The organism is Microbacterium sp. (assembly GCF_035687345.1).
Taxonomy (GTDB): Bacteria; Actinomycetota; Actinomycetes; order Actinomycetales; family Microbacteriaceae; genus Microbacterium.
This window is the reverse complement of the sequence record NZ_DASRXZ010000126.1, coordinates 1-23,281: the sequence shown is the minus strand read 5'-3', so window position 1 is coordinate 23,281 and position 23,281 is coordinate 1. Positions and strand designations below refer to the sequence as shown.

Below are 23,281 nucleotides of genomic sequence, written 5' to 3'. Positions count from 1 at the left end.
CCTCAGGTGGTCGGCCGGCCGTACTCCTCGAGCCAGCGCAGCCACACCTCGCTCACCGTGGGGTAGGCGGGCACCGCGTGCCACAGCCGGTCGAGGGGCACCTCGCCGACGATCGCGATCGTCGCGGACGGCAGCAGCTCCGCGACATCCGGCCCCACGAACGTCGCGCCGATGAGCAGGCCGCGCTCCGTGTCGACGATCGCTCGCGCCTTGCCTCGGTAGTCGTCGGCGTAGGTCGTCGCGCCGCCCAGCCACGACAGGTCGTAGTCGAGAACACGGATGCGGCGTCCCGCCTTTCGCGCCGCAGCCTCGGTCATTCCGACCGACGCCACCTCCGGGTCGGTGAACGTCACCTGCGGCACATGGTGGTGGTCCGCCGTCGCGACATGGGCGCCCCACGGGCGGTCGTCGATGCGCTTGCCGGTCGCCCGGGCGGCGATCACGTCGCCCGCTGCGCGCGCCTGGTACTTCGCCTGGTGGGTGAGCAGCGCACGGTGGTTGACATCGCCGACGCCGTACAGCCAGTCGGTCCCGCGCACGAGGAGCGTGTCGTCGACGTCGAGCCAGTCGCCGTCGGCGATGCCGAGGTCGAGCGTGTCGAGTCCGAGGTCGGAGGTGCGCGGCATCCGTCCCGTCGCGACGAGCACCTCGTCGGCGACGACCCGCCGACCGTCGGACAGCTCGAGCTCCTTGCCCCCCTCGCCCCGGCGCGCTCCGGTCACCTCGACGCCCGTGAGGATCGTGACACCGGATGCCTCGAGGGACTCCTGCACCAGCTCGCCGGCGAACGGTTCCATGGCACCCAGGAGGCGTGAGCGCACGACCATCGTCACGCTGGTGCCGAAGCCTGCGAAGAGCGTCGCCATCTCGCTCGCGACGGTTCCGCCGCCGAGGATCGCGAGCGTCTGCGGCACATCGCGCACGCTCGTGGCGTCGCGGCTCGTCCACGGCTCGACGTCGAGCAGGCCGGGGATGTCGGGGAGCAATGCGGCGGAGCCCGTCGCGATCGCGACCGCGTGCCGCGCCGTCAAGGTCGTCTCTCCGTCGGAGCCTGTGACGACGACGCGCTTCGGCCCCGTGAACCGTGCGTGTCCGCGCACGAGGTCGATGCCGGCCGAGTCGAGCCACTTCACCTGCGACGCGTCGTCCCAGTCGTGCACGATCGTGTCACGGCGGGAGAGGGTCGCGGCCACGTCGACATCGCCCGTGACGGCCTGCTTCGCACCCTCGACGCCCCGTGCCGCACGTACTGCGGCATGACTTCGCAGGAGCGCCTTCGACGGCATGCACGCCCAGTACGAGCAGTCGCCGCCGACGAGTTCCGACTCGACGATGACGGTGCGGAGCCCGCCCTGTGTCGCCCGGTCGGCCACATTCTCGCCGGCCACGCCGGCTCCGATCACGATGAGGTCGTACTCGCGCTCGCTCACCCGGCCCACGCTAGCGATTCCGCGAGGGTCCGGGGGCGGCCACGAGGGAGTGCGCTGACTCCAATACACCCGACGCGCGCGATCGCGCAAGGGGGTGGCGCATCGCGCCTAAACCGGTTTAGCCTGCCTCCGAGTACCGGAGCTCTGGCACTGTCACGAAGGAGTGAGATGGCCGAGGCATCGCGTCCCACGATCGCCGACGTCGCGCGCCGCGCGGGCGTCAGCAAGGGGCTCGTCTCGTTCGCCTTGAACGGCAAGCCCGGCGTCTCGCCCGCCAGCCGCGAGCGCATCCTCGAGGCGGCGCGCGAGCTGGGCTGGACGCCGAGCGTGCGAGCCCGGTCGCTCAGCGTCGGCCGTTCCTTCGCGTGCGGCCTCGTGATCGGCCGCAGCCCCGACGTGATCGCCGCCGATCCGTTCTTCCCGTCGTTCATCGCGGGCCTCGAGGACGTCTTCTCGACCTCGGGCCTGGTCCTCGTGCTCGCGGCCGTCACCCCGGGTCGCCACGAAGAGCAGACGTACCGCGACCTCGCCCACGACAAGCGCGTCGACGGCGTGGTCCTCACGGACCTGCGGGTGGGGGATTCCCGGATCGACGTCGTCGAGGAACTCGGACTCTCCGCCGTGACGCTCGGCGTGCCGGACGTCGACAGCCCGTTCTCCTCGGTGTCGGTCGACGACGGTGCCGGCATCCGTCACGCCGTCGAGCACCTGGCCGACCTCGGCCACCGTGAGATCGCGCACGTCGCCGGGCCCGAGACGATGCTCCACGCGACCCGCCGCGCCCGCGCCTTCGTCGAGGCCGCGCGGGCGCACGGAATGCGGGCTCGCGTCGTGACGACCGACTTCAGTGCCGCAGAGGGCGCTGCCGCCACGCGCGCGCTCCTCGAAGGCGACGACCCGCCGACCGCGATCGTCTATTCGAACGACCACATGGCCGTCGCGGGGCTCGGCATCGCGCAGCGCCTCGGCCTCACCGTTCCGCGCGACCTGTCGATCACGGGCTTCGACGACACCGACCTCGGCCACCACCTGCATCCCGCGCTGACCTCGGTCGCGACGGATGCGCGCGCGTGGGGCGCGGTCGCGGCGCGAACCCTCCTCGACGCGCTCGCCGGCGCGCCACCGACGCACCTCGACCTCGATGAACCCACCCTCGTGATCCGGGAATCCACGGGGGCGGCCCCACGTCGACCGCGCCGTTCGCGCGGCTCGACAGCCTGAACCACCGGAGAAGGAGCAGAACATGAGACGCGTCATCATCACGGCGGCAGGAGCGGCCGTGGCCGCCCTCGTCCTCACCGCGTGCGGCGGAGGCGGCGGCGGCGGGGGCGGCGAAGACATGGAGGCCCGCGGCGACATCACCATCTGGTACTCCAACAACGAAGCTGAGATCGAATGGGGCCAGCAGATGGTCGAGGCGTGGAACGCCGACCACCCCGACGAGCAGATCAAGGCGCAGGAGATCCCCGCGGGCGCCTCGAGCGAAGAGGTCATCGGCGCTGCCATCACGGCGGGCAACGCGCCGTGCCTCGTGTTCAACACGTCCCCCGCGGCCGTCCCGCAGTTCCAGAAGCAGGGCGGGCTCGTGAACCTCTCCGACTTCCCCGACGGCGACGACTACATCCTCGAGCGCAGCGGCGAGGTCGCCGAGCAGTACCGGTCGGAGGACGGCGGCTTCTACCAGCTGCCGTGGAAGGCCAACCCGGTGATGATCTTCTACAACAAGACGATGTTCGCCGACGCAGGCCTCGACCCCGAGAACCCGTCGCTGTCGACCTACGACGAGTTCCTCGAGACGGCGCGCACCCTCAAGGAGGCGGGAGTCGCGCAGTACGCGATCAACCCGGCGCCGACGAGCGAGTTCTTCCAGTCCTGGTTCGACTTCTACCCGCTGTATGCGGCGCAGACGGGCGGCACGCTGCTCGTGGAGGACGGCAAGGCGACGTTCGACAGCGACGACGGCCGCGCCGTCGCCGAGTTCTGGCGCACGCTCTACGAGGAGCAGCTCGCGGGACAGGAACAGTACCAGGGCGACGCGTTCGCCGACGGCTATTCCGCGATGGCGATCGTGGGTCCCTGGGCCATCGCCGTCTATGGCGACGCGGTCGAGTGGGGCGCGGTGCCGGTGCCGACCGAGGCGGGCACAGCACCGGAGGAGACCTACACCTTCAGCGACGCGAAGAACATCGGCCTGTTCACGGCGTGCGAGAACAAGGCGACGGCGTGGGACGTCCTGAAGTTCGCGACGAGCGAGGAGCAGGACGGAATCTGGCTCGAGACGACGGGGCAGATGCCGCTGCGGCAGAACCTCACCGAGACGTTCCCGGACTACTTCGAGGCGAACCCCGCCTACGAGCAGTTCGGCGACCAGGCGTCGCGCACCGTCGAGGTGCCCAACGTGCCGAACTCGGTCGAGGTGTGGCAGACGTTCCGCGACGGCTACTCGGAGTCGGTCATCTTCGGCGACGTGCCCGTCGACGAGTTCCTGACCGACACGGCCGCCCGCATCGACGAGCTGGTCGCGCAGGGCTGACATGAGCGCGGATGTCGCGGGCGCCGTCGGCCGGACGGGGGACTCCTCCGACCGGCCGGCCGGCGGCGGCCCACCCCACGCGGCGCCGGCGCGCCGTGATGAACGCGGCGGCAAGCCGCGTCGCGGCCTGACCCGCATCCTCGGAGCACAGCCGCACGGCCTGCTCTTCTCGGCGCCGTACATCGTCTTCGTGATCCTGGTGTTCGCGTGGCCGATCGTGTTCGCCGTCTGGATGTCGTTCCAGGACTACTTCTTCGCGGCACCGGGCGCCGACGTCGACCGGCCGTTCGTCGGCTTCGACAACTACATCACGGTGATCAACGACCCCCGGGTGTGGCAGTCGTTCCGCAACGTGGGCGTCTTCCTCATCATCAACGTGCCGCTCACCGTCGTGCTGTCGATCATCCTGGCGACAGCGCTCGACCGCATCGTGCACGCGCGCACGTTCTTCCGAGTCAGCTACTACCTGCCGTACGTGACGGCGTCGGTCGCGGTGGTCGCGGTGTGGCTGTTCCTGTTCTCGCAGAACGGCCTCGTGAACCAGATCCTCGGGCCCCTCGCGCCGAGCCCGTCGTGGCTCATCAACTCGGCACTCGCGATGCCCACGATCGCGCTGTTCGTGACGTGGAAGGGACTCGGGTTCTACATCCTGCTGTACCTCGCGGCGCTGCAGAACGTGCCGCGCGAGCTGTACGAGTCGGTGTCGATGGACGGGGGCGGGCGCATCCGTCAGTTCTTCACGGTCACCGTGCCGGGCGTTCGGCCCGCGACGCTGCTGGTGGTGCTGCTGTCGACGATCACGGGTGCGAACCTCTTCACCGAGCCGTACCTGCTCACCGGCGGCGGCGGACCCAACGGGGCGTCCGCGAGCCCGGTGCTGCTGATCTACCAGCGGGGCATCGAGCAGGGGAACCCCGACGTCGCCGCGGCGATCGGCGTGATCCTGATCATCTTCGTGCTCATCATCGCCGCACTGCAGCGGCGCTTCGTCGGAGGTGAGGAGTCGTGAGACGCATCCTCGGGAGCAAGATCACGCTCTACATCGTGCTGAGCCTCGGTGCTCTCGCGTTCCTGTTCCCCTTCTACTACATGGTCATCGGGTCGCTGCAGACGAACGTCGATCCGACCCCGGCCGGCGCGTTCCCGAATCCCGAGAACCTGACGTTCGCGAACTACGTGGCGATCAACGAGCGGATCAACCTGCTGCAGGGCCTCGCCAACTCGGGCATCTTCGCCGGTGGCGTCGTGCTCGGCACGATCGTGTTCGGCGTGCTGGCCGGCTATGCGCTCGCAGTGCTGCACTGGCGCGGTCGGGGTGCGACCTTCGCGCTGGCTCTTCTCGTGCAGGTCGTGCCGTTCCAGCTGCTCATGATCCCGCTGTACGTCATGATCGCGCGCGACTACGGCCTGTCCGACACGTACATCGGCATGATCCTGCCGTTCTTCATCAACTCGACGGCCGTCGTGCTGTTCCGGCAGTACTTCCTGCAGCTGCCGAAGGACCTGTTCTCGGCGGCGCGCATAGACGGCGCGGGGGAGTTCCGCATCCTGTGGAGCGTCGCGCTGCCGCTCGTGCGGCCCGCGCTTCTGACTGCCGTCCTGCTCACGTTCATCGGCCCGTGGAACGAATTCCTGTGGCCATTCCTCATCACGAAGGAGGCGTCCATGCAGCCGCTCGCGGTGTCGCTGGCGAACTTCATCACCAACATCGCGGCGTCGACCGCGAACCCCTTCGGAGCGATGATGGCGGGTGCCGTCGTGCTGGCGATCCCGGCCGTCACGCTGTTCATCATCTTCCAGAGGTACTTCACCTCGAACGACCTCGGATCGGGGGTGAAGGGATGAGCGCCGCATCCGTGCCCTACGAGCTCACGCGCGTCGGCGTCGTCATGACGCCGGATCCCAGCGACCCGAACGAGGCCGAGGGGGTGCTCAACCCCGCGTCGGGCCGCGGTCCGGACGGCGAGCTCTACCTCCTGCCGCGACTTGTCGCATCGGGCAACGTGTCACGCGTCGGCCTCGCGCGCGTGATCGTCGAGAACGGCGCGCCGGTCGGAGTCGAACGCGTCGGTGTCGTCCTCGAGCCCGATCGCGGGTGGGAGCGTGGCGCCGACAACGCGGGCGTCGAGGATCCGCGTGTGACGTTCATCCCCGCCGTCGGCCTGCACGTCATGACGTACGTCGCGTACGGGCCGCTCGGCCCACGTACGGCGATCGCGGTGTCGGACGACCTGCGCACGTGGCGGCGGCTGGGCCCGGCGCTCTTCCGCTACGACGACGCGCTCGACATGGACCTCAACCTGTTCCACAACAAGGACACGGTCTTCTTCCCCGAGCCGGTGACGGCGCCCGACGGCACGACCGCGCTCGCGGTGCTGCACCGGCCGATGTGGGACCTCGGCGAGACGAAGCCCGGTCAGGGCATCCGGGTTCCCGCCGGGGTCGAGGACACGCGCCAGTCGATCTGGATCAGCTTCGTGCCGCTCGCGGCCGTCGCCGCCGACATCGCGGCGCTCACGCTGTGGGAGCAGCACCGCTTCGTCGCGGGCCCCGAGTTCGCGTTCGAGGAGCTGAAGATCGGCGGGGGCCCCCCACCCCTGCGCGTGCCGGAGGGGTGGCTGGTGCTTCACCACGGCGTCACGGGCGTGATCGACAACGCGTTCGCCCAGCAGCAGCGCGTGAACTACGCGGCCGGGGCGCTCCTGCTCGACGCCGACGAGCCGTGGCGCGTCATCGCGCGCACGCCCGAGCCGCTGCTCGCCCCCGAGACCGAGGACGAGCGCAGCGGCATCGTGCCGAACGTCGTCTTCCCGACCGCGATCGAGCGGATCGAGGATCGCACGTTCGTGTTCTACGGCATGGCCGATTCGAAGATCGGCGCCGCCGAGCTCACACGGACCGACTCAGGCGCGGCCGCCGCGTCCTGATCGAAGGAACGAGAATGAACCGGATGCTCCGCCCCGCCCGCACGCGCGGGGCGATCGCCGGGGCGGCGGCCGTCGCCCTCGCACTGTCGCTCCCGGGAGCGGCACTGGCCGCACCACCGGCACCGGCCCCTGCGCACGCGGTCGACGGGCAGCTCACGAACCTCGCCCACCTCGACTTCCTGCTCGACGAGGCGACACCGCCCGCCGACGTGGAGGGCCACACGACGTACCGCCTCGCGGAGCAGCCCGTGCTCGTGATGCCGTGGACGTACGCCGACGCGCGCCCCGGCGGCACGTTCGAGCGCGTCGGCGGGGGAGGTCCGCCCGACCCGGTGACGGGCCACTGGAAGCAGGGCGCCTACAACGCCGACGACATCTCTCGCGCCGCCGTGGTGTACGCGCGCCACTGGGAGCAGACGGGCGACGAGGCGAGCCGCGACAAGGCGTATGAGCTGCTTCGCTCGCTCGCGTACCTGCAGACCATCGAGGGTCCGAACGCGGGCAACGTCGTGCTGTGGATGCAGCCGGACGGCACCCTCAACCCGTCGGCCGAGCCGGTCGAGCTGCCCGACCCGTCGGACTCCGGCCCGAGCTACTGGCTCGCGCGCACGATCTGGGCGTTCGGCGAAGGCCACGCCGCCTTCGCCGACGCCGACCCCGAGTTCGCGGCGTTCCTCGACGAGCGCCTCGCGCTCGCGATCGACGCGGTCGACCGTCAGGTGCTCGTCCGGTACGGACAATGGGCCGAGGCCGACGGCATGCGCGTGCCGCAGTGGCTGATCGTCGACGGGGCGGATGCCTCGGCCGAGGCGGTCCTCGGTCTCGCCGCGCATGTCGAGGCGCAACCCGGCGACACGGCCGCCGCGGAGGCGCTCCGCAAGCTCGCGGAAGGCATCGCGGCGATGAGCGCGGGCGACGCGCGCTCGTGGCCGTACGGCGCCCTGTTGCCGTGGACGCCCGCGCGCTCGCTGTGGCACGCGTGGGGCTCGCAGATGCCCGCTGCGGTGGCCGCGGCATCCGTCGCCCTCGGCGACCCGTCGCTCGTCGTCCCCGCCGTCCGCGACTCGGCGTCGTTCACACCGACGCTCATGACGGCGGGCGGGCCCGACAACGGGTGGATGCCGACCCCGACCGAGCGCGTGCAGATCGCGTACGGCGCGGACTCACGTGTGCAGTCGCTGTTCGCCGTCGCCGACGCGACCGGTGCGCCCGGGTTCACGGAGCTCGCCGTCATGCAGGCCGCGTGGTTCTTCGGCGCGAACCATGCCGGGGAGCCGATGTACGACCCCGCCACCGGCGTCACGTTCGACGGGCTCGAGGCGGACGGCCGTGTCAACCGCAACAGCGGCGCCGAGAGCACGATCCACGGACTGCTCACGATGCTCGCACTCGATGCGCGGCCGGGACTCGGCGAACGCGCCTCCGCGCTCACCGAGGTCGCCGCTCGCGAGGGGCTGCGGCTCGTGCAGGCCGAGAGCGGAACGACGACCGGAGGAACCGTCACGACGCCCGAGGCGTGGACGGGGGAGTCGCTGTGGGCGGGCGAGGCGCTGACGCTGCCGCGTGGCGCGAGCGCCGTGTTCGACATCGGCGCCGACTCGACGCGCCGCTGGGTGGAGCCGGTGGTGTGGTCGACGCCCGGGGAGTCCAGCGCCTCGGTGTGGCGAGCAGGCAACGTGCCGCTCGGCGTGCTTCACGAGGAGGGACCGGCCCAGGGCGTGTCGCCCACGCCGGGCGTGCTGTGGCCGCGATCGCTGCAGCACTCCGCGCTCGACGACCGGTCGGCGCTGCGCGTCGACGTGCTGTCGGGCGAGCTCGTGCTGGACGCCATCCTCGTGCGACCGGTCATCTCGCGCCTCGCGCTCGCGGGGGAGGACGGCCGCACGGAGCTCGTGCATTCCAGCGCCGCCGTGCCCCAGCCGACGCGCATCGGCACGGAAGGGACCACGACGCACGTGATCGTGTTCGACTCGCGCGGGGGGCAGGTGCGGGACACGATCGTCCGCGGTTCGCGGACGATCGTCGTGCCGGCCGGCGGGTTCGCGATCGCGACGTCGTGAGAGCGGTGCCGGGGCGTCGCGGGGGCGGCGCCCCGGCACCCGTTCTCTCCTACGCCCGCACCGCGGCCCGCGGAGGGCCTGCACAGTCGTGTCCGATTTCCGCCAGCCGATGTCGTCGGAGCGTGACAGGCTGGACGCATGACGACGACCACCACGCGTCCCGCGATGACGTTCGACGAGCGCTATCGCGCGATCGACTCGCGCGACGCGCGGTTCGACGGGCAGTTCGTGACGGCCGTGCGCTCCACCGGCATCTACTGCCGGCCGAGCTGCCCCGCGCGTACCCCGAAGCCCTCGAACGTCACGTTCTACCCCACGAGCGCCGCCGCGCACGAGGCCGGGTATCGCGCGTGCAAGCGCTGCCTCCCCGAGGCGGCGCCCGGCTCACCCGAATGGAACCTGCGCGGCGACGTCGCGGGTCGCGCGATGCGGCTCATCGCCGACGGCGTCGTCGAGCGCGAGGGCGTGCCCGGTCTCGCCCGGCGTCTCGGGTACTCGCCGCGCCACCTCACGCGGCTGCTCACGGCCGAGCTCGGCGCCGGGCCGCTCGCCCTCGCGCGCGCGCAGCGCGCCCACACCGCGCGCATCCTGCTCGTGGGCACCGACCTGCCCGCCGCCGACGTCGCCTTCTCCGCGGGCTTCACGAGCGTGCGCCAGTTCAACGACACGGTGCGCGAGGTGTTCGGCATGTCGCCCCTCGAGCTGCGTGCGCGTCGCCGGATGCCGCGCAACGGGGCATCCGGACACCCCCTCGGTGCGATCGACCTCGTGCTGCCCCATCGCGGCCCGCTCGATGCGGAGGGGCTGTTCGCGTGGATGCGCGCGCGGGCGATCCCGGGCGTCGAGCACGCGACGGAGTCGAGCTTCGCGCGCACGCTGCGCCTTCCCGGGGGTCCCGCGTGGTTCGAGCTGCGCGTCGACGACGCGGGCAACGTGCGGCTGCGCGCGCGGCTCGCGCACCTCGGCGACCTGTCGACGCTCGTCGCGCGGGCGCGGCGCCTGTTCGACCTCGACGCGGACCCGCTCGCGGTCGATGACGCGCTGTCGCGGCACCCGGAGCTGAAGCCCCTCGTCGCGCGCGTCCCCGGCATTCGTGTTCCCGGGGCGGTCGACCCCCACGAGATGCTCATCCGCGCGATGGTCGGGCAGCAGATCACCGTCGCCGCCGCGCGCACGGCGCTCACCGCGCTCGCGGATGCGTTGGGCGAGCCCGTGAGCGGCCTCGGCGACGAGAGCGACGCCGAAGGCGCGACCGTTCGCCTGTTCCCCACGATGGCCGCGATCGCCGAGCGGGGCCACGAGGTGCTGCGCGGCCCCGCCGCCCGCATACGCGCCCTCACCGGCGCCGCCGCGGCACTCGCCGACGGCGCGCTCACGCTCACGTCGGGCGACGACAGCGCCGAGCAGCGCGCGGCACTCCTCGCGCTGCCGGGCGTCGGCCCGTGGACCGCCGACTACGTGCGGATGCGCGTGCTCGGCGACCCCGACATCACCCTCCCCGGCGACGTCGCGGTGCGCTCGGGCGCGGCCGCCGCCGGCCTTCCCGCCGAGCCGAAGGCGTTCACCGCCTGGGCCGCCCGCACGGCGCCCTGGCGCAGCTACCTGACCGCGCATCTTTGGCGGAAGGCCCCCGTCCGGCCGCGCTCCACGCGCCGCCCCGAGACCCCGAAGGACCAATCATGAACGCCACCCTGCAGACGATCGAGACCCCCGACGGCGCCTTCACGATCCTCGCCGACGACCGCGGGCGCGTGCTCGCCTCCGGATGGAGCGCCGACCCCGACGCGATCCTCGCGCGCGTGCGCCGCGTCCCGTCCACGGTCGAAGAGGGCGAGACGGATGCCGCGGCCGCCGTGCTCGCGTACTACGACGGCGACCTCTCGGCGATCGACGTGGTCGAGGTCGAGCAGGACGGCACGCCGCTCCAGCTCGAGGGCTGGCGCGCGCTGCGCTCGATCGAGCCGGGGCATCCGCTCACGTACGCCGAGTTCGCGACCCTCCTCGGTCGCCCGTCCGCCGTGCGCGCGGTCGCGGCGATCTGCGCGCGCAACGCGCCCGCGCTCTTCGTCCCGTGCCACCGCGTGCTGCGCACCGGGGGAGCGATGGGCGGCTTCGCGTGGGGCGTCGACGTGAAGCGCAGCCTCCTGGCGCGCGAAGCGGCCGCATGACCGTGCATTGATCCTTGCCCTCAGCGAACTCCCAGGTATAGGCTGGAGGGCTGTCGCGCTCTGCGCGGCGCTCAGCCGGATCCAGAGGAGGACGCCATGCACAAGGCCGTTATCGTCGCCCAGTTCGCATACGTCGCTCTCGGCATCCGTGTGGACCGCCCCCGTCTTCAGGGATAACCCGCCGTCGGCTTCGCGCCATCAGGCATATCGCCTCAATTCGGAGCGTTCCCTCTCCCATCGAGAGAATCCGCCCCTCGTCGCGCTCTGCGCGCGCCTCCTCGCCCCGACCGGGGCTCGCATCCACCGTCCCACCAGGACCCCGCAAGGATCATGACCACCACCGCTGAACCGCAACGGTCCCGCCTCTCCACTCCCCGCGCGCTCGCGCGACTGCTCCCGTACGCCAAGCCGGTCCTGCCGCGCCTCGTCCTCGGTGCCGCGAGCGCGCTGCTCGCAAGCCTGCTCGCGCTCGGCATCCCGCTTGTGCTCGAGGCCGTCGTGCGCGGCCCGATCGCATCGGGCGACCTCGCGCTCATCACGTGGGGCGCGGTCGCCGTGCTCGTGCTCGGGCTTCTCGAGGCACTGATGGTGTGGGCGCGCCGCTGGTTCGTGATCGCACCGGCGACGGAGGTGGAGTACGACCTGCGCACCGCGTTCTATCGCCGCCTGCAGCGTCTGCCGGTCGCGTTCCATGATCGGTGGCAGTCGGGTCAGCTGCTGAGTCGCATGATGCAGGACATCAGCATGATGCGCCGCTGGATGGCGTTCGGCCTCATCCTGCTGGTGGTCAACGTGCTGACGATCGCGGTGGGCCTCGTTCTGCTGTTCCGGTGGCACTGGCTGCTGGGCACGGTCTTCATCGTGTGCTCCCTGCCGATCTGGTACGCCGGCTACCGCTTCGAGAAGACGTACGGCACGCTCACGCGCCAGAGCCAGGACCAGGCGGGCGACCTCGCGACCTCGGTGGAGGAGAGCGTGCACGGCATCCGCGTGCTCAAGGCCTTCGGGCGGGGAAAGCACGCGCTGCAGAAGTTCACGCGCCAGGCCGAGACACTGCGTCGCACTGAGCTGCGCAAGGCGGGCGCCGTCGGCTGGATCTGGTTCTGGCTCGTGCTGCTGCCCGACATCGCGTTCGCGCTGTGCCTCGGCGTCGGCATCTTCCTGAACGCGACGGGCCAGCTGAACGTCGGCGAGCTGTTCGCGTTCTTCGCGATGGCGACCGTGCTGCGCTGGCCGATGGAGTCGATCGGGTTCCTCTTCTCGTTCACGCTCGACGCGCGCACGGCCACCGACCGCCTCTTCGAGGTGTTCGACGAGCCGAACCCGATCACCGACCCCGAGTCGCCCGCCGCGCTCGAGATCGTGCGCGGCGAGCTCGCGTTCGAGAACGCGCACTTCCGGTACCAGGACGCGTCGCCGAACGAACGCGATCTGCTCGACGGCATCGACCTCGTGCTGCGGCCCGGCGAGACCATGGCGCTCGTCGGCCTCACCGGCTCGGGCAAGACGACGCTCACGACGCTGCCCGCGCGCTTGTACGACGTCACCGGCGGACGCGTCACGCTCGACGGCGTCGACGTGCGCGCCCTGTCGCTCGCCGATCTGCGGCGGCACGTGGGCATGGCCTTCGAGGACGCGACGCTGTTCTCGCAGTCGGTGCGCGACAACGTGCTGCTGGGTCGCGAGGACCTGGAGCCCGGCAGCCCCGAGGCCGAGGCCGTGCTGCGCGAAGCGCTCGAGGTCGCGCAGGCGGGGTTCGTGTACGACCTGCCCGACGGCCCCGACACGGTCATCGGCGAAGAGGGTCTGAGCCTCTCGGGCGGCCAGCGTCAGCGGCTCGCGCTCGCACGTGCGGTCGCCGCTCGCCCGTCGGTGCTCGTGCTCGACGACCCGCTGGCGGCGCTCGACGTCGACACCGAGGCGCTCGTCGAAGACGCGCTGCGCGAGGTGCTGCACGACACGACCGCACTCGTCGTCGCCCACCGCCCCTCCACGGTCATGCTCGCCGATCGCGTCGCGCTGCTCGAGGGCGGTCGCATCACGGCGGTCGGCACGCACTCGGAGCTGCTTCGTGAGAGCGAGCACTACCGTCACGTGATCTCGAGTCTCGAGATCGATGAGGCGCGCAAGCGCGCGCTCCACCACGAACAGGAACCGCTGGAGGTGAACCTGTGAGCACCACCGTCGTCGGAACGAGCGGCGAAGACCGCTCCGACTACACGCGCGAAGAGAGTCGCGCCATCCGACGCCGCTCGCTGCGGCTGCTGGGATCGCTCATCTCGCCGGTGCGCTGGCAGCTCGTGCTCGCGGCGGTCGTGCTCGTCGTGTCGACCGTGCTTCGCGTCGTCGGTCCCGCGCTCATCGCGTACGGCCTCAACAACGCGCTGCCGGCCGCCGTCGAGCGCATGGACTGGATGCCGACGGTGCTCGTCGTGGCGGTCTACCTCGTGTCGGCGCTCGGCGGTGCGGCCCTCATCGGCTGGTACGTCGTCGTCGCGGCGCGGCTGACGCAGGCAGTGCTGCTCGACCTGCGCAAGCGCATCTTCCTGCACACGCAGCGGCTGAGCCTCGAGTTCCACGAGTCCTACACGTCGGGTCGCATCATCTCGCGCCAGACGAGCGATCTCGACACGATCCGCGAGCTGCTCGACGGCGGTCTCAACGAGCTCGTGTCGGGCGTCCTCTACGGAGGCTTCACGCTCATCGCGCTGCTGCTGCTCGACTGGCAGTCGGGTCTCATCGTCGTCGCGATGGGAGTGCCGCTGTACCTGCTGATGCGCTGGTTCTACCGCAGCTCGCAGCTCGCCTACCGCGAGTCGCGCGTCGTGAGCGCGAAGGTCATCGTCAAGTTCGTCGAGACGATGACCGGCATCCGCGCCGTCAAGGCGTTCCGCAAGGAGCCGCGCAACGACGGCGAGTTCGGCGGCCTCGCGAGCGACTACCGCGCGGTGAACATGCGGACGATCCGCCTGTTCGGCGCGTTCGAGCCGGCTCTCATGGCCGTGGCATCCGTCTCGATCGCCCTCGTCGTGCTGTGGGGCGGCATCCGTGTCGCCGACGGCGCGCTCGCGATCGGAACGCTGCTGGCCGCCGTGCTGTACGTGCGCAACTTCTTCTCGCCGCTGCAGGAGGTCGCGTTCTTCCTGAACTCGTACCAGTCGGCGACGGCGGCGCTCGAGAAGGTCTCGGGCGTGCTGGAGGAGGAGCCGACCGTGCCCGACCCGACCGATCCGGTCGATCTGTGGACGGCGCGCGGTCGGGTGACGTTCGACCGCGTGAGCTTCGGGTACTCGAAGGACCGCGTGATCCTGCCGGACTTCTCGCTCGAGATCCCGGCCGGCCAGACCGTCGCGCTCGTGGGCACGACGGGCGCGGGCAAGTCGACCCTCGCGAAGCTCGTGTCGCGGTTCTACGACCCGACGCAGGGCTCGGTGAGCCTCGACGGAGTCGACCTGCGGCGGCTGCACCCGAAAGACCTGCGCCGCGCGATCGTCATGGTCACGCAGGAGGCCTACCTTTTCAGCGGCACGGTCGCCGACAACATCGCGCTCGGCAAGCCGGATGCGACGCTCGACGAGATCCGCGCCGCGGCGCGGGCGGTGGGGGCGGATGCGTTCATCGAACGCCTGCCGGACGGGTACGACACCGACGTGAACAAGCGCGGCGGGCGCGTGTCGGCGGGTCAGCGCCAGCTGATCTCATTCGCACGCGCGTTCCTCGCGAACCCCGCGGTGCTGATCCTCGACGAGGCGACGGCGTCGCTCGACATCCCGAGCGAGCGGATGATCCAGGAGGCGCTGCAGACGCTCCTCGCCGACCGCACGGCGATCATCATCGCGCACCGCCTGTCGACGGTCGCGATCGCCGATCGCGTGCTCGTGATGGAGCACGGCCGGATCATCGAGGACGACGCCCCCGAGAACCTCATCGCGGGAACGGGCAAGTTCGCGCAGCTGCACGCCGCGTGGCGCGAGTCCCTCGTGTGAAGGTGACGGCGGATCTCGGTGCTACGCCGGGATCCGCCGCGTCTTCGCGAGCTCGGCGAACCAACGGCCGCTGTCCTTGACGGTGCGCTCGAGCGTGTCGAAGTCGACGCGCACGATGCCGAAGCGCTTCGCGTAGCCGTAGCCCCACTCGAAGTTGTCGAGCAGCGACCACACGAAGTAGCCGCGCAGGTCGACGCCGCGCTGCAGCGCGCGGTGCGCGGCGGTGAGGTGCCGGCGCAGGTAGTCCGTGCGCTCTGGGTCGGGCACCGAGCCGTCCGGCGCGACGACGTCGTCGAACGCCGCGCCGTTCTCGGTCACCATGAGCGGTTGGCCGGGGAACTGCTCCGACAGCGACACGAGCAGCGCCTCGAGGCCCTCGGGCGCGATGTTCCAGCCCATCGCGGTGTACGGGCCCGGCTGCTGGACGAACTCGAGCACGTGGTCGCTGCCGGGCCACGCCGTGCCGCCCGCGACGCCCTTGTGCCCGTCGTTCATCTGCTTGGGCGAGACCCCGTCCCACAGCCGCACGGTCGCGGTGGAGTAGTAGTTCACCCCGAGCACGTCGATCGGCTGGTTGATCGTCGCGAGATCGCCGTCGCGCACAAACGACCAGTCGGTGACGGATGCCGTGTCCTCGAGCAGATCCGCCGGATACTCGCCGCGCAGCAGCGGGTGCGTGAATGCGCGATTCGCGAGCGCATCCGCGCGGCGCATCGCCTCGGCAGCACCCTCCCCGCCGGGCCGCAGCACGTGGAAGTTGAGCGTGATCGAGTAGTCCGGCGACCCGGTCGACGTCGCCCGCAGCGCCTGCACGGCTCGCCCGTGCGCGAGGTTGAGGTGGTGCACGGCCGACAATGCGGACGCGGGTTCGTGCCTGCCGGGAGCGTGACCACCCTGCCCGTACCCGAGGTACGCCGAGCACCACGGCTCGTTGAGCGTCGTCCACGTGTTCACGCGGTCGCCGAGCGCCTCGCCCATGACCCGCGCGTAGTCCTCGAAGGCATCCGTCGTCGACCGGGCGGTCCAGCCGCCCTCGTCTTCGAGCGCCTGCGGCAGATCCCAGTGGTACAGGGTGGCGACCGGGCGGATGCCCCGCTCCAGCAGCCCGTCGACGAGACGCGAGTAGAAGTCGAGTCCCTTGCGGTTCACCTCGCCCCGCCCGGTCGGGAAGATGCGCGGCCACGCGATCGAGAACCGGTACGCGCCGAGCCCCAGTTCGCGCATGAGGTCGACGTCGCTCTCCCAGCGGTGGTAGTGGTCGCACGCGATGTCGCCCGTGTCGCCGTCCCAGACCTTGCCGGGCGTGCGGCTGAACGTGTCCCAGATGGACGGTCCGCGCCCGTCCTCGTTCGCGGCGCCCTCGACCTGGTAGGCGGCGGTCGCCGAGCCGAACGTGAAGCCGGGCGGGAACTCGAGGCCCGAGGCGAGGTAGTCGTCGCGGGGTGCTGCGGTCGTCACCGGCCCATCGTTCCACGACGGATGCCGCGCCCGCGGCATCCGCTCACAGCTTGATCTCGGCGATGACCTCGCCGTACTCCGTCTCGCCGACGGGCGTGAAGCCCACGCGCTTGAAGAACGCCTCCGGCCCGCCTTCGCCGGCCTCGTAGATGACGTTCACCTTCTCCATGCCGCGCTTGCGCGCCTCATCGAGCAGCGCCTCGACCGCGAAGCGCCCGACGCCGCGGCCCTGGTCGTCCGCATCGACGTTGATGCGCCACAGGACGGAGCGGAAGTGCTCCTGGGGGAAGTCGGGGTCGAAGTTGGCGCTGACGAACCCCACGACGTCGTCGCCGTCGAGCACGACCCGCTGCCACGACGTCTGGGGGTTCACGACTGTGGCGGCGACGCCGTAGCTCACCGGCGAGAGGAACTCCTCCTGGCCGGGCTTGAGCGACATGTTGTTGACCGCGACGATCGTCGAGGCGGACAGTTCTTCCAGTCGGAGCTCAGCCATTGCCCCAGGCTAATGGAGGCGTGCGGCATCCGGCCACGTTCTGCCGCGACCTTCATGGGGAATTCATACAGCGCAAAGTATCTCGATATCAAGATATTTTCGCGATTGCGATAGGCTTGCACGACGCCCCGAAACGAAAGACGGAACCGGTGACCGACTCCACCATCATCTACACCTACACCGACGAGGCCCCGGCTCTCGCGACCGCTTCGCTCCTGCCGATCGTGCAGGCGGTGACCCGTCAGGCGGGGGTCGACATCGAGACTCGCGACATCTCGCTGGCGGGTCGGGTGCTGGCGGCGTTCCCGCAGCGACTCACCGCGGAGCAGCAGGTGGGCGACGCCCTCGCCGAGCTGGGCGGGCTCGCGACGCTGCCGGAGGCGAACATCATCAAGCTGCCGAACATCTCGGCGTCGATCCCGCAGCTGAAGGCCGCGATCGCGGAGCTGCAGTCCAAGGGCTACGACGTGCCGGACTACCCCGACGAGCCCGAGACGCTCGAAGAGAAGGACATCCGCGCGCGTTACGACCGCATCAAGGGCTCGGCGGTGAACCCCGTCCTGCGCGAGGGCAACAGCGACCGCCGCGCGCCGCTGTCGGTCAAGAACTACGCGCGCAAGCACCCGCACCGCAACAAGCCTTTCGCCGAGGGCTCGAAGACGCGCGTCGCGACGATGGGCCACGACGACTTCCGCTCGAACGAGCAGACGACCGTGATCCCGTCCGACGACGTGCTCACGATCCAGCACGTCGCCGAAGACGGCAACGTGACGCCGCTCAAGGAGGGCATCAAGGTGCTCCCCGGTGAGATCGTCGACGGCACCTTCCTCTCCGCCAAGGCGCTCGACGCGTTCCTCGGCGAGACGCTCGAGGCCGCCAAGACCGACGACGTGCTGTACTCGGTGCACCTCAAGGCCACGATGATGAAGGTCAGCGACCCGATCATCTTCGGCCACGTGGTCAAGGCGTACTTCGCCGATGTCTTCGACCGCTACGGTGACAAGATCGCTGAGGCCGGCCTCACGCCGAACGACGGCCTGGGCGCGATCCTGACCGGTCTCGGACAGCTCGAGGGCGGCGACGCGATCAGGGCCGCGATCGACGAGGCGATGAAGAACGGCCCGCGCCTGTCGTACGTCAACTCCGACAAGGGCATCACCAACCTCCACGTGCCCTCCGACGTCATCGTCGACGCGTCGATGCCGGCGCTCATCCGCAACGGCGGCAAGCTCTGGGGCGCCGACGGCAGCGAAGACGACACCCTGGCCGTCATCCCCGACTCCTCCTACGCGGGCGTCTACCAGACGGTGATCGACGACGTCATCGCGCACGGCCCGCTCGACCCGGCGACGATGGGCACCGTGCCCAACGTCGGCCTCATGGCGCAGGCCGCGGAGGAGTACGGCAGTCACGACAAGACCTTCGAGCTCGCCGCTCCGGGCCGCGTGCAGGTGGTGAACTCGGCGGGTGACGTCCTCCTCGAGCACACGGTCGACCGCGGCGACGTGTGGCGCGGCACGCAGACGAAAGACATCGCGGTGCGCGACTGGGTCAAGCTCGCCGTGACCCGCGCACGCGCGACGGGCGCACCCGCCGTCTTCTGGCTCGACGAGCAGCGCTCGCACGACCGCGCGCTCATCGGGAAGGTGCGCGAGTACCTCGCCGACCACGACACCGAGGGCCTCACGATCGAGATCCTCGCGCCGGCGGCGGCGACGCAGTACTCGCTCGATCGACTGCGCAAGGGCGAGGACACGATCTCGGTCACCGGCAACGTGCTGCGCGACTACCTCACCGACCTCTTCCCGATCCTCGAGGTCGGCACGAGCGCCAAGATGCTCTCGATCGTCCCGCTGCTCGCGGGCGGCGGGCTCTTCGAGACCGGCGCGGGCGGGTCGGCCCCGAAGCACGTGCAGCAGCTCCTCGCCGAGAACTACCTGCGCTGGGACTCACTCGGCGAGTTCTTCGCGCTCGCGGCGTCCCTCGAGCACTACGCGAACTTCACCGGCAACGTGCGTGCGCAGGTCCTCGCCGACACGCTCGACGCCGCGACCGGCACGTTCCTCGAGAACGACAAGTCGCCCGGCCGCGCCCTCGGCACGATCGACAACCGCGGCAGTCACTTCTACCTGGCGCTCTACTGGGCGACCGAGCTCGCGAACCAGCAGGCCGACGCCGAGCTGGCGGCCGCCTTCAAGCCCGTCGCCGAGGCGCTCGCCGACAGCGAGCAGCAGATCGTCGACGAGCTGCTGGCCGTGCAGGGCTCGCCGGCCGACATCGGCGGCTACTACCGTCCTGACCCCGAGCTCGTCGAGAAGGTCATGCGACCGTCGGCGACGCTCAACGCGATCGTCGACAACATCTGATCTCGCGATCTGCGACGAAGTGAAGCGGATGCCTCGGAGGAGGCATCCGCTTCACCGTCTTCCGCGGCGCTGCGCGCCGGGCGTGAGCGATCTCGACGCGGATGCCGTCGCGAACCCACCCGTGGCGTGGTCCGCCGACCAACTGGTCGCGCGCTGAGCCGCCTCGAGACGCGCGGGATCAGTGACGCGCGGGATCAGTAGTGCACCCACACCTCGGTGCCGTACGCCGACCACTCGTACACGAACCGGGCCTCGTTGTCCCACATGTTCACGCAGCCGTGGCTCTGCGGGTACCCGAGCGACGAGCGCAGCGAGTTGGCGCCGTGGAAGCCGATGTCGGGGGCGAACCACGTCACCCAGGGCACATCGCGCACGCAGTACGGCGCGCCCTCGAAGCACCCCATGCTCTGGATGCGCGAGTAGCCGTTGACCGTGAAGTGGCCCGCCGGTGTGGCCGAGCCGGGAAGGCCCGACGAGATGACGTGCGAGCTGACGAGGTTGCCGTTCTCGTACAGGTAGGCGCGCTGCGTGCTGAGGTTCACCTCGATCGTGCGCGCAAGCGCCGTCGTGGTGAACGGGATCGTCGTCATGGGGAGCTCGTAGATGCCGTTGGCGTTCTGGATCTGCTCCGCGAACGCCGCCGCAATGCCGTCGGTGCTCTCCAACGTGCGGCCCTCGACGCCCTCCGAGAGCGTCCGCAGCACCGTGCCGCTCGAGTTGGTCACGACAGTCGCATTCACCGGCTCGCGGTTCACGAGGGTGGGGAGCGTCTCGACGAAGGCGTCGATCGCCTGCTGATCGACTTCGATCGAGAACGTGCCGCGCGGGCCGTCGCCGAGCGTGATCCACGACGCTGCCAGCGCACGGTCGATGGGGACGACCCGCTCGCCGCCGATGTAGAAGCCCATGGAATCGAGCATCGTGTTGAGGCGGTAGGCGGTCGCGTCAGCGACGTAGGTCTGCGTCTCGGCGTCGATCGGGGCCGCGACGGGGTCGAACTCGACGCGCGTCTGGCCTGAGTCGAACGCGTCCTGCAGGGCGGTGCGCACCGCGTCGACGTCGATGCCCGTACCCAGGATCGCTGGAGTCACCACGTACGACGCGGACTCGGCGTCGAACGCGAGCTGTGCGTCGACGGGGTCGGTGTACAGCGAGGGCGCCGCGTCGCGCAGCACCGCCTTCGCGACATCCGGATCGAGCTGCACGATCGCCCGCTCAGGCTCCGAGAACCACTGGGTGGGATTCCACATCGGATGCGCGTCGAACGCCTCGTCCGCGAGCTCGCGCGCCTGCACGCTCGCGGCGAGCTCCGCGCCGGTGACCTCGACATCGCCGTCCGGGCCCGCGATCACGAGGGTCGTCTCGGCGAGGCGCGCGCTCACGGCGTCGGCGGCGGCACCCGGCGTCATGCCTCCGACGGACACGCCCGCGATCGACGTGCCGGGCGCGATGAGGACGAGCGACGCCGCGACGAGAGCCGCGATCGCGAGGGCGGCGGGAATCCCGATCCACCAGCCCAGGTGGCGCTTGCGCCGCGTGGGCTCGGCGGGCGCCCACATGATCTCGGGCTCGGCGTGCGTCGCCGGTCCGGGAACGGGGAGCACGGTCGGGGCAGGGGGAGCGACGGATGCCGCGACCGGAGCCGCAGCGACAGCACCGACGGGCACGGGCTCGCTGACGGGCTCCTCGACGAGGTCGTGGGCGGGCGCGGGTTCGGGGTCTTCCTCGGCGGCGACGGATGCGGCGGACTCGAGGTCGTCGGCGGAGTCGTCCTCGGTCTCTGCCTCGGGCGCGACGTCTTCGGTGCCGTCCTCCGGCTGGGCGTCTTCGGGTCCGGCTTCGGGGACCGCGTCTTCGGTTTCGCCTTCGGGCTCGACGTCGTCCCCGGCTTCGGGCGTGACGTCGTCCTCGGCTTCGGGCTCGACGTCGTCCTCGGCTTCGGCCTCGACGTCCTCAGTTTCGGCCTCGGGCTCAGGCTCCGCTGCCTCGGGCGCGACGGCCTCTACATCAGTTGCCGGCTCGACCGGGTCGCCGTCCGGATCCACATCTTCGGACTCGGCCTCCGGCTCAGCATCCGCTGCCGCGTCGTCGTCCTCGCCCTCAGCCTCGGCGTGGTCCTCGGCATCCTCCGCGGCGCGTGCGTCGGGATCGTCGGATTCGGCATCCATCTCGACCTCGGCGTCCGCAGGTGCGGCATCCGTGTCACCGTCGGTGTCGATGGCCTCGACGTCGTCGATTTCGAGTTCGTCCAATGACGTCGTGACGTCGTCGTCGGGCAGGTCCTGCGCGCCCGCTTTCGTGGCGAGATCCGTCACGCCATCACCCCCCGGTAGGCCGAATCGTTCTGATTATGGTAATGGACGCCCCTCGGGAGGGCCCTGGACGTGTCATTCACCGCACACGTCCCGGAAACGGTCCATGGTGTCGCGGAACGTCGTGGCGAGATCCGCGAACTCGCCGGACTGGTCGAGATCGCCGTTCGCGAGAGCCTCCAGCACGTCGCCCATCTGGCCGTACATCTGCTCGAGAGAGGGCAGGAGCGCGGCGACCCGGTCGTTCGTGATCTCGGACGCCGTCTGGCCGAGCCGCTCGGCGGCGGCGCGCATCGCCTCGACGACCGAGGCGGGGTCGTCCGCAGCGGCGGTCTCGAACTCCTCGGCGGCCGCGACGACGGAGTCGCGCACGAGCGCGCACGCGTCTTCGGTCGACTGGCCTGCGTCGCCTGGGCCGTCGGGGCCGGCCTCAGCCGTCGCGCTACCCGTTCCGGACGGGGCGGGGGAGGCCGTGCACGCGGCGAGGCCGAGCGCGGCGATGACGGCGAGGACGAGGGCGGCGATGCTGCGGTGCATAGGTGGGGGACCTCCAGCGTTCCAGCGTAGGCGAGCACCGCATCCGTCAGTCCTCGCCCGCCGAGACGATGCCGATTTGTAACAGTTTTGTAAATCGTCCGTTCAAATTCGTGCGAGACGTTGCGCGGGAGTTAGTTCGTACGCTCTACTAACAAACATGTCTGCATCGGGAGTGCAGCGCGGCTCTTCCACGATGACGTCCGCGCACCGAGAAGAACCCGCCGCCGTGCGCGACCGGGGCGTGCGATCCCTCCGCCGCGCCGCCAAGGTGCTTCCCGAGCACGCCCGCGCGCACAACCGATCGCTCGTGCTGCAGACCCTCTTCCACAGCGGTGCGATGAGCCGCGCCGACCTGTCGCGCGAGACGGGACTCACGCGCGTCACCATCTCCGACCTCGTCGCCGAGCTCATCGCGGACGGCTTCGTCGCCGAGAAGGGCGTACGCGAGGCATCCGGCCCCGGCAAGCCCGCGATGCTCGTCGACCTCGACCGGTCCGGCCACCGCATCATCGGCATCGACCTGTCGGGCAGCGACGTCTTCCGCGCCGCCGTGCTCGACCTCGACGGCAGCATCGTCGTGCGCCGCTCCATCCCGGTCTCGGCGGGGGACGAGCTCGTCGAGTCGGTCATCTCGCTCGTGCGCGAGCTCATCGCCGACTCGAGCGCGCCGATCCTCGGCATCGGCGTCGGAGCGCCGGGCGTCATCGACGATCGCGGTGTCGTGATCACGGCGCCCAACCTCCGGTGGACCGGCTTCGACCTTCAGAGCACGCTCGAGAAAGCCCTCGACCTGCCCGTCGTCGTCGCGAACGACGCCAATGCGGCGGTGCTCGCCGAGTACACGTTCGGCGGTGCAGGCGACGACGTGATGCTCGTCAAGGTCGACCGAGGCGTCGGCTCCGGCTTGCTGTCGGGCGGGCGGCCCATGCGCGGCGCCCGGTTCGCCGCGGGCGAGATCGGCCACGTCACGGTCGGCACCGACGGCGGCCCGCCGTGCGCATGCGGGAA

The 23,281-nt window shown here is 70.6% G+C and carries 17 protein-coding genes; 12 read left to right on the top strand and 5 right to left on the bottom strand.

What is annotated here, in order from left to right; all coding sequences use genetic code 11:
- Positions 1–2 precede the first annotated feature (2 nt).
- Positions 3–1,430 (bottom strand): NAD(P)/FAD-dependent oxidoreductase, encoded by a 1,428-nt coding sequence (locus tag VFF97_RS14730; protein ID WP_325034251.1) that lies wholly within the window; start codon positions 1,428–1,430, stop codon positions 3–5.
- Between the two features lie 168 nt (positions 1,431–1,598).
- On the opposite strand from VFF97_RS14730, the gene VFF97_RS14725 reads away from it, so the two are divergent.
- From VFF97_RS14725 to VFF97_RS14680, 10 genes are all read left to right on the top strand, one after another.
- On the top strand, positions 1,599–2,651 hold the full coding sequence (locus VFF97_RS14725) for a LacI family DNA-binding transcriptional regulator (RefSeq protein WP_325034250.1): 1,053 nt from the start codon (positions 1,599–1,601) through the stop codon (positions 2,649–2,651).
- 22 nt (positions 2,652–2,673) lie between these two features.
- Complete coding sequence (locus tag VFF97_RS14720) at positions 2,674–3,963, top strand: extracellular solute-binding protein (RefSeq protein WP_325034249.1); 1,290 nt, start codon at positions 2,674–2,676, stop codon at positions 3,961–3,963.
- A gap of 1 nt (position 3,964) precedes the next feature.
- Positions 3,965–4,972: a sugar ABC transporter permease gene (locus tag VFF97_RS14715; protein WP_325034248.1), complete on the top strand. Its 1,008-nt coding sequence runs from the start codon at positions 3,965–3,967 to the stop codon at positions 4,970–4,972.
- A complete protein-coding gene (locus VFF97_RS14710) occupies positions 4,969–5,808 on the top strand; it encodes a carbohydrate ABC transporter permease (protein ID WP_325034247.1) in 840 nt (279 codons plus the stop codon). Before VFF97_RS14715 ends, VFF97_RS14710 begins: the two co-directional genes overlap by 4 nt.
- Positions 5,805–6,890, top strand: coding sequence for a glycosidase (locus VFF97_RS14705; RefSeq protein WP_325034246.1), 1,086 nt, complete (start codon positions 5,805–5,807; stop codon positions 6,888–6,890). Before VFF97_RS14710 ends, VFF97_RS14705 begins: the two co-directional genes overlap by 4 nt.
- Positions 6,891–6,913: 23 nt before the next feature.
- A complete protein-coding gene (locus tag VFF97_RS14700; RefSeq protein WP_325034245.1) occupies positions 6,914–8,950 on the top strand; it encodes a hypothetical protein in 2,037 nt (678 codons plus the stop codon).
- A gap of 138 nt (positions 8,951–9,088) precedes the next feature.
- A complete protein-coding gene (locus tag VFF97_RS14695; RefSeq protein WP_325034244.1) occupies positions 9,089–10,633 on the top strand; it encodes a DNA-3-methyladenine glycosylase 2 family protein in 1,545 nt (514 codons plus the stop codon).
- Positions 10,630–11,118 (top strand): methylated-DNA--[protein]-cysteine S-methyltransferase, encoded by a 489-nt coding sequence (locus VFF97_RS14690; RefSeq protein ID WP_325034243.1) that lies wholly within the window; start codon positions 10,630–10,632, stop codon positions 11,116–11,118. The genes VFF97_RS14695 and VFF97_RS14690 overlap by 4 nt, the downstream gene beginning before the upstream one ends.
- A 330-nt stretch (positions 11,119–11,448) precedes the next feature.
- Complete coding sequence (locus VFF97_RS14685; RefSeq protein WP_325034242.1) at positions 11,449–13,293, top strand: ABC transporter ATP-binding protein; 1,845 nt, start codon at positions 11,449–11,451, stop codon at positions 13,291–13,293.
- Complete coding sequence (locus tag VFF97_RS14680; protein WP_325034241.1) at positions 13,290–15,104, top strand: ABC transporter ATP-binding protein; 1,815 nt, start codon at positions 13,290–13,292, stop codon at positions 15,102–15,104. The genes VFF97_RS14685 and VFF97_RS14680 overlap by 4 nt, the downstream gene beginning before the upstream one ends.
- 21 nt (positions 15,105–15,125) lie before the next feature.
- Here VFF97_RS14680 and VFF97_RS14675 read toward each other — a convergent pair whose 3' ends face one another.
- Both VFF97_RS14675 and VFF97_RS14670 read right to left on the bottom strand, forming a co-directional pair.
- Complete coding sequence (locus VFF97_RS14675) at positions 15,126–16,562, bottom strand: beta-glucosidase (RefSeq protein WP_325034240.1); 1,437 nt, start codon at positions 16,560–16,562, stop codon at positions 15,126–15,128.
- 43 nt (positions 16,563–16,605) lie between these two features.
- Positions 16,606–17,058 (bottom strand): GNAT family N-acetyltransferase, encoded by a 453-nt coding sequence (locus tag VFF97_RS14670; RefSeq protein ID WP_325034239.1) that lies wholly within the window; start codon positions 17,056–17,058, stop codon positions 16,606–16,608.
- 149 nt (positions 17,059–17,207) lie between these two features.
- Between VFF97_RS14670 and VFF97_RS14665 the strand changes: the two genes are divergently transcribed.
- Positions 17,208–19,424 carry an NADP-dependent isocitrate dehydrogenase gene (locus tag VFF97_RS14665; protein ID WP_325034238.1) on the top strand — a complete coding sequence of 739 codons (2,217 nt, stop codon included), beginning with the start codon at positions 17,208–17,210 and terminating at the stop codon, positions 19,422–19,424.
- A 194-nt stretch (positions 19,425–19,618) separates the two neighbouring features.
- Here the strand turns inward: VFF97_RS14665 and VFF97_RS14660 are convergent, their stop codons facing one another.
- Together VFF97_RS14660 and VFF97_RS14655 are read right to left on the bottom strand one after the other, a co-directional pair.
- On the bottom strand, positions 19,619–21,739 hold the full coding sequence (locus tag VFF97_RS14660) for a L,D-transpeptidase family protein (protein WP_325034237.1): 2,121 nt from the start codon (positions 21,737–21,739) through the stop codon (positions 19,619–19,621).
- A 72-nt stretch (positions 21,740–21,811) separates the two neighbouring features.
- The gene (locus tag VFF97_RS14655) at positions 21,812–22,273 is read right to left on the bottom strand and encodes a hypothetical protein (protein WP_325034236.1); all 462 of its coding nucleotides are present in this window, start codon (positions 22,271–22,273) and stop codon (positions 21,812–21,814) included.
- 157 nt (positions 22,274–22,430) lie between these two features.
- Between VFF97_RS14655 and VFF97_RS14650 the strand changes: the two genes are divergently transcribed.
- On the top strand, positions 22,431–23,281 hold an 851-nt coding region (locus VFF97_RS14650), incomplete at its 3' end, for an ROK family transcriptional regulator (RefSeq protein ID WP_325034235.1).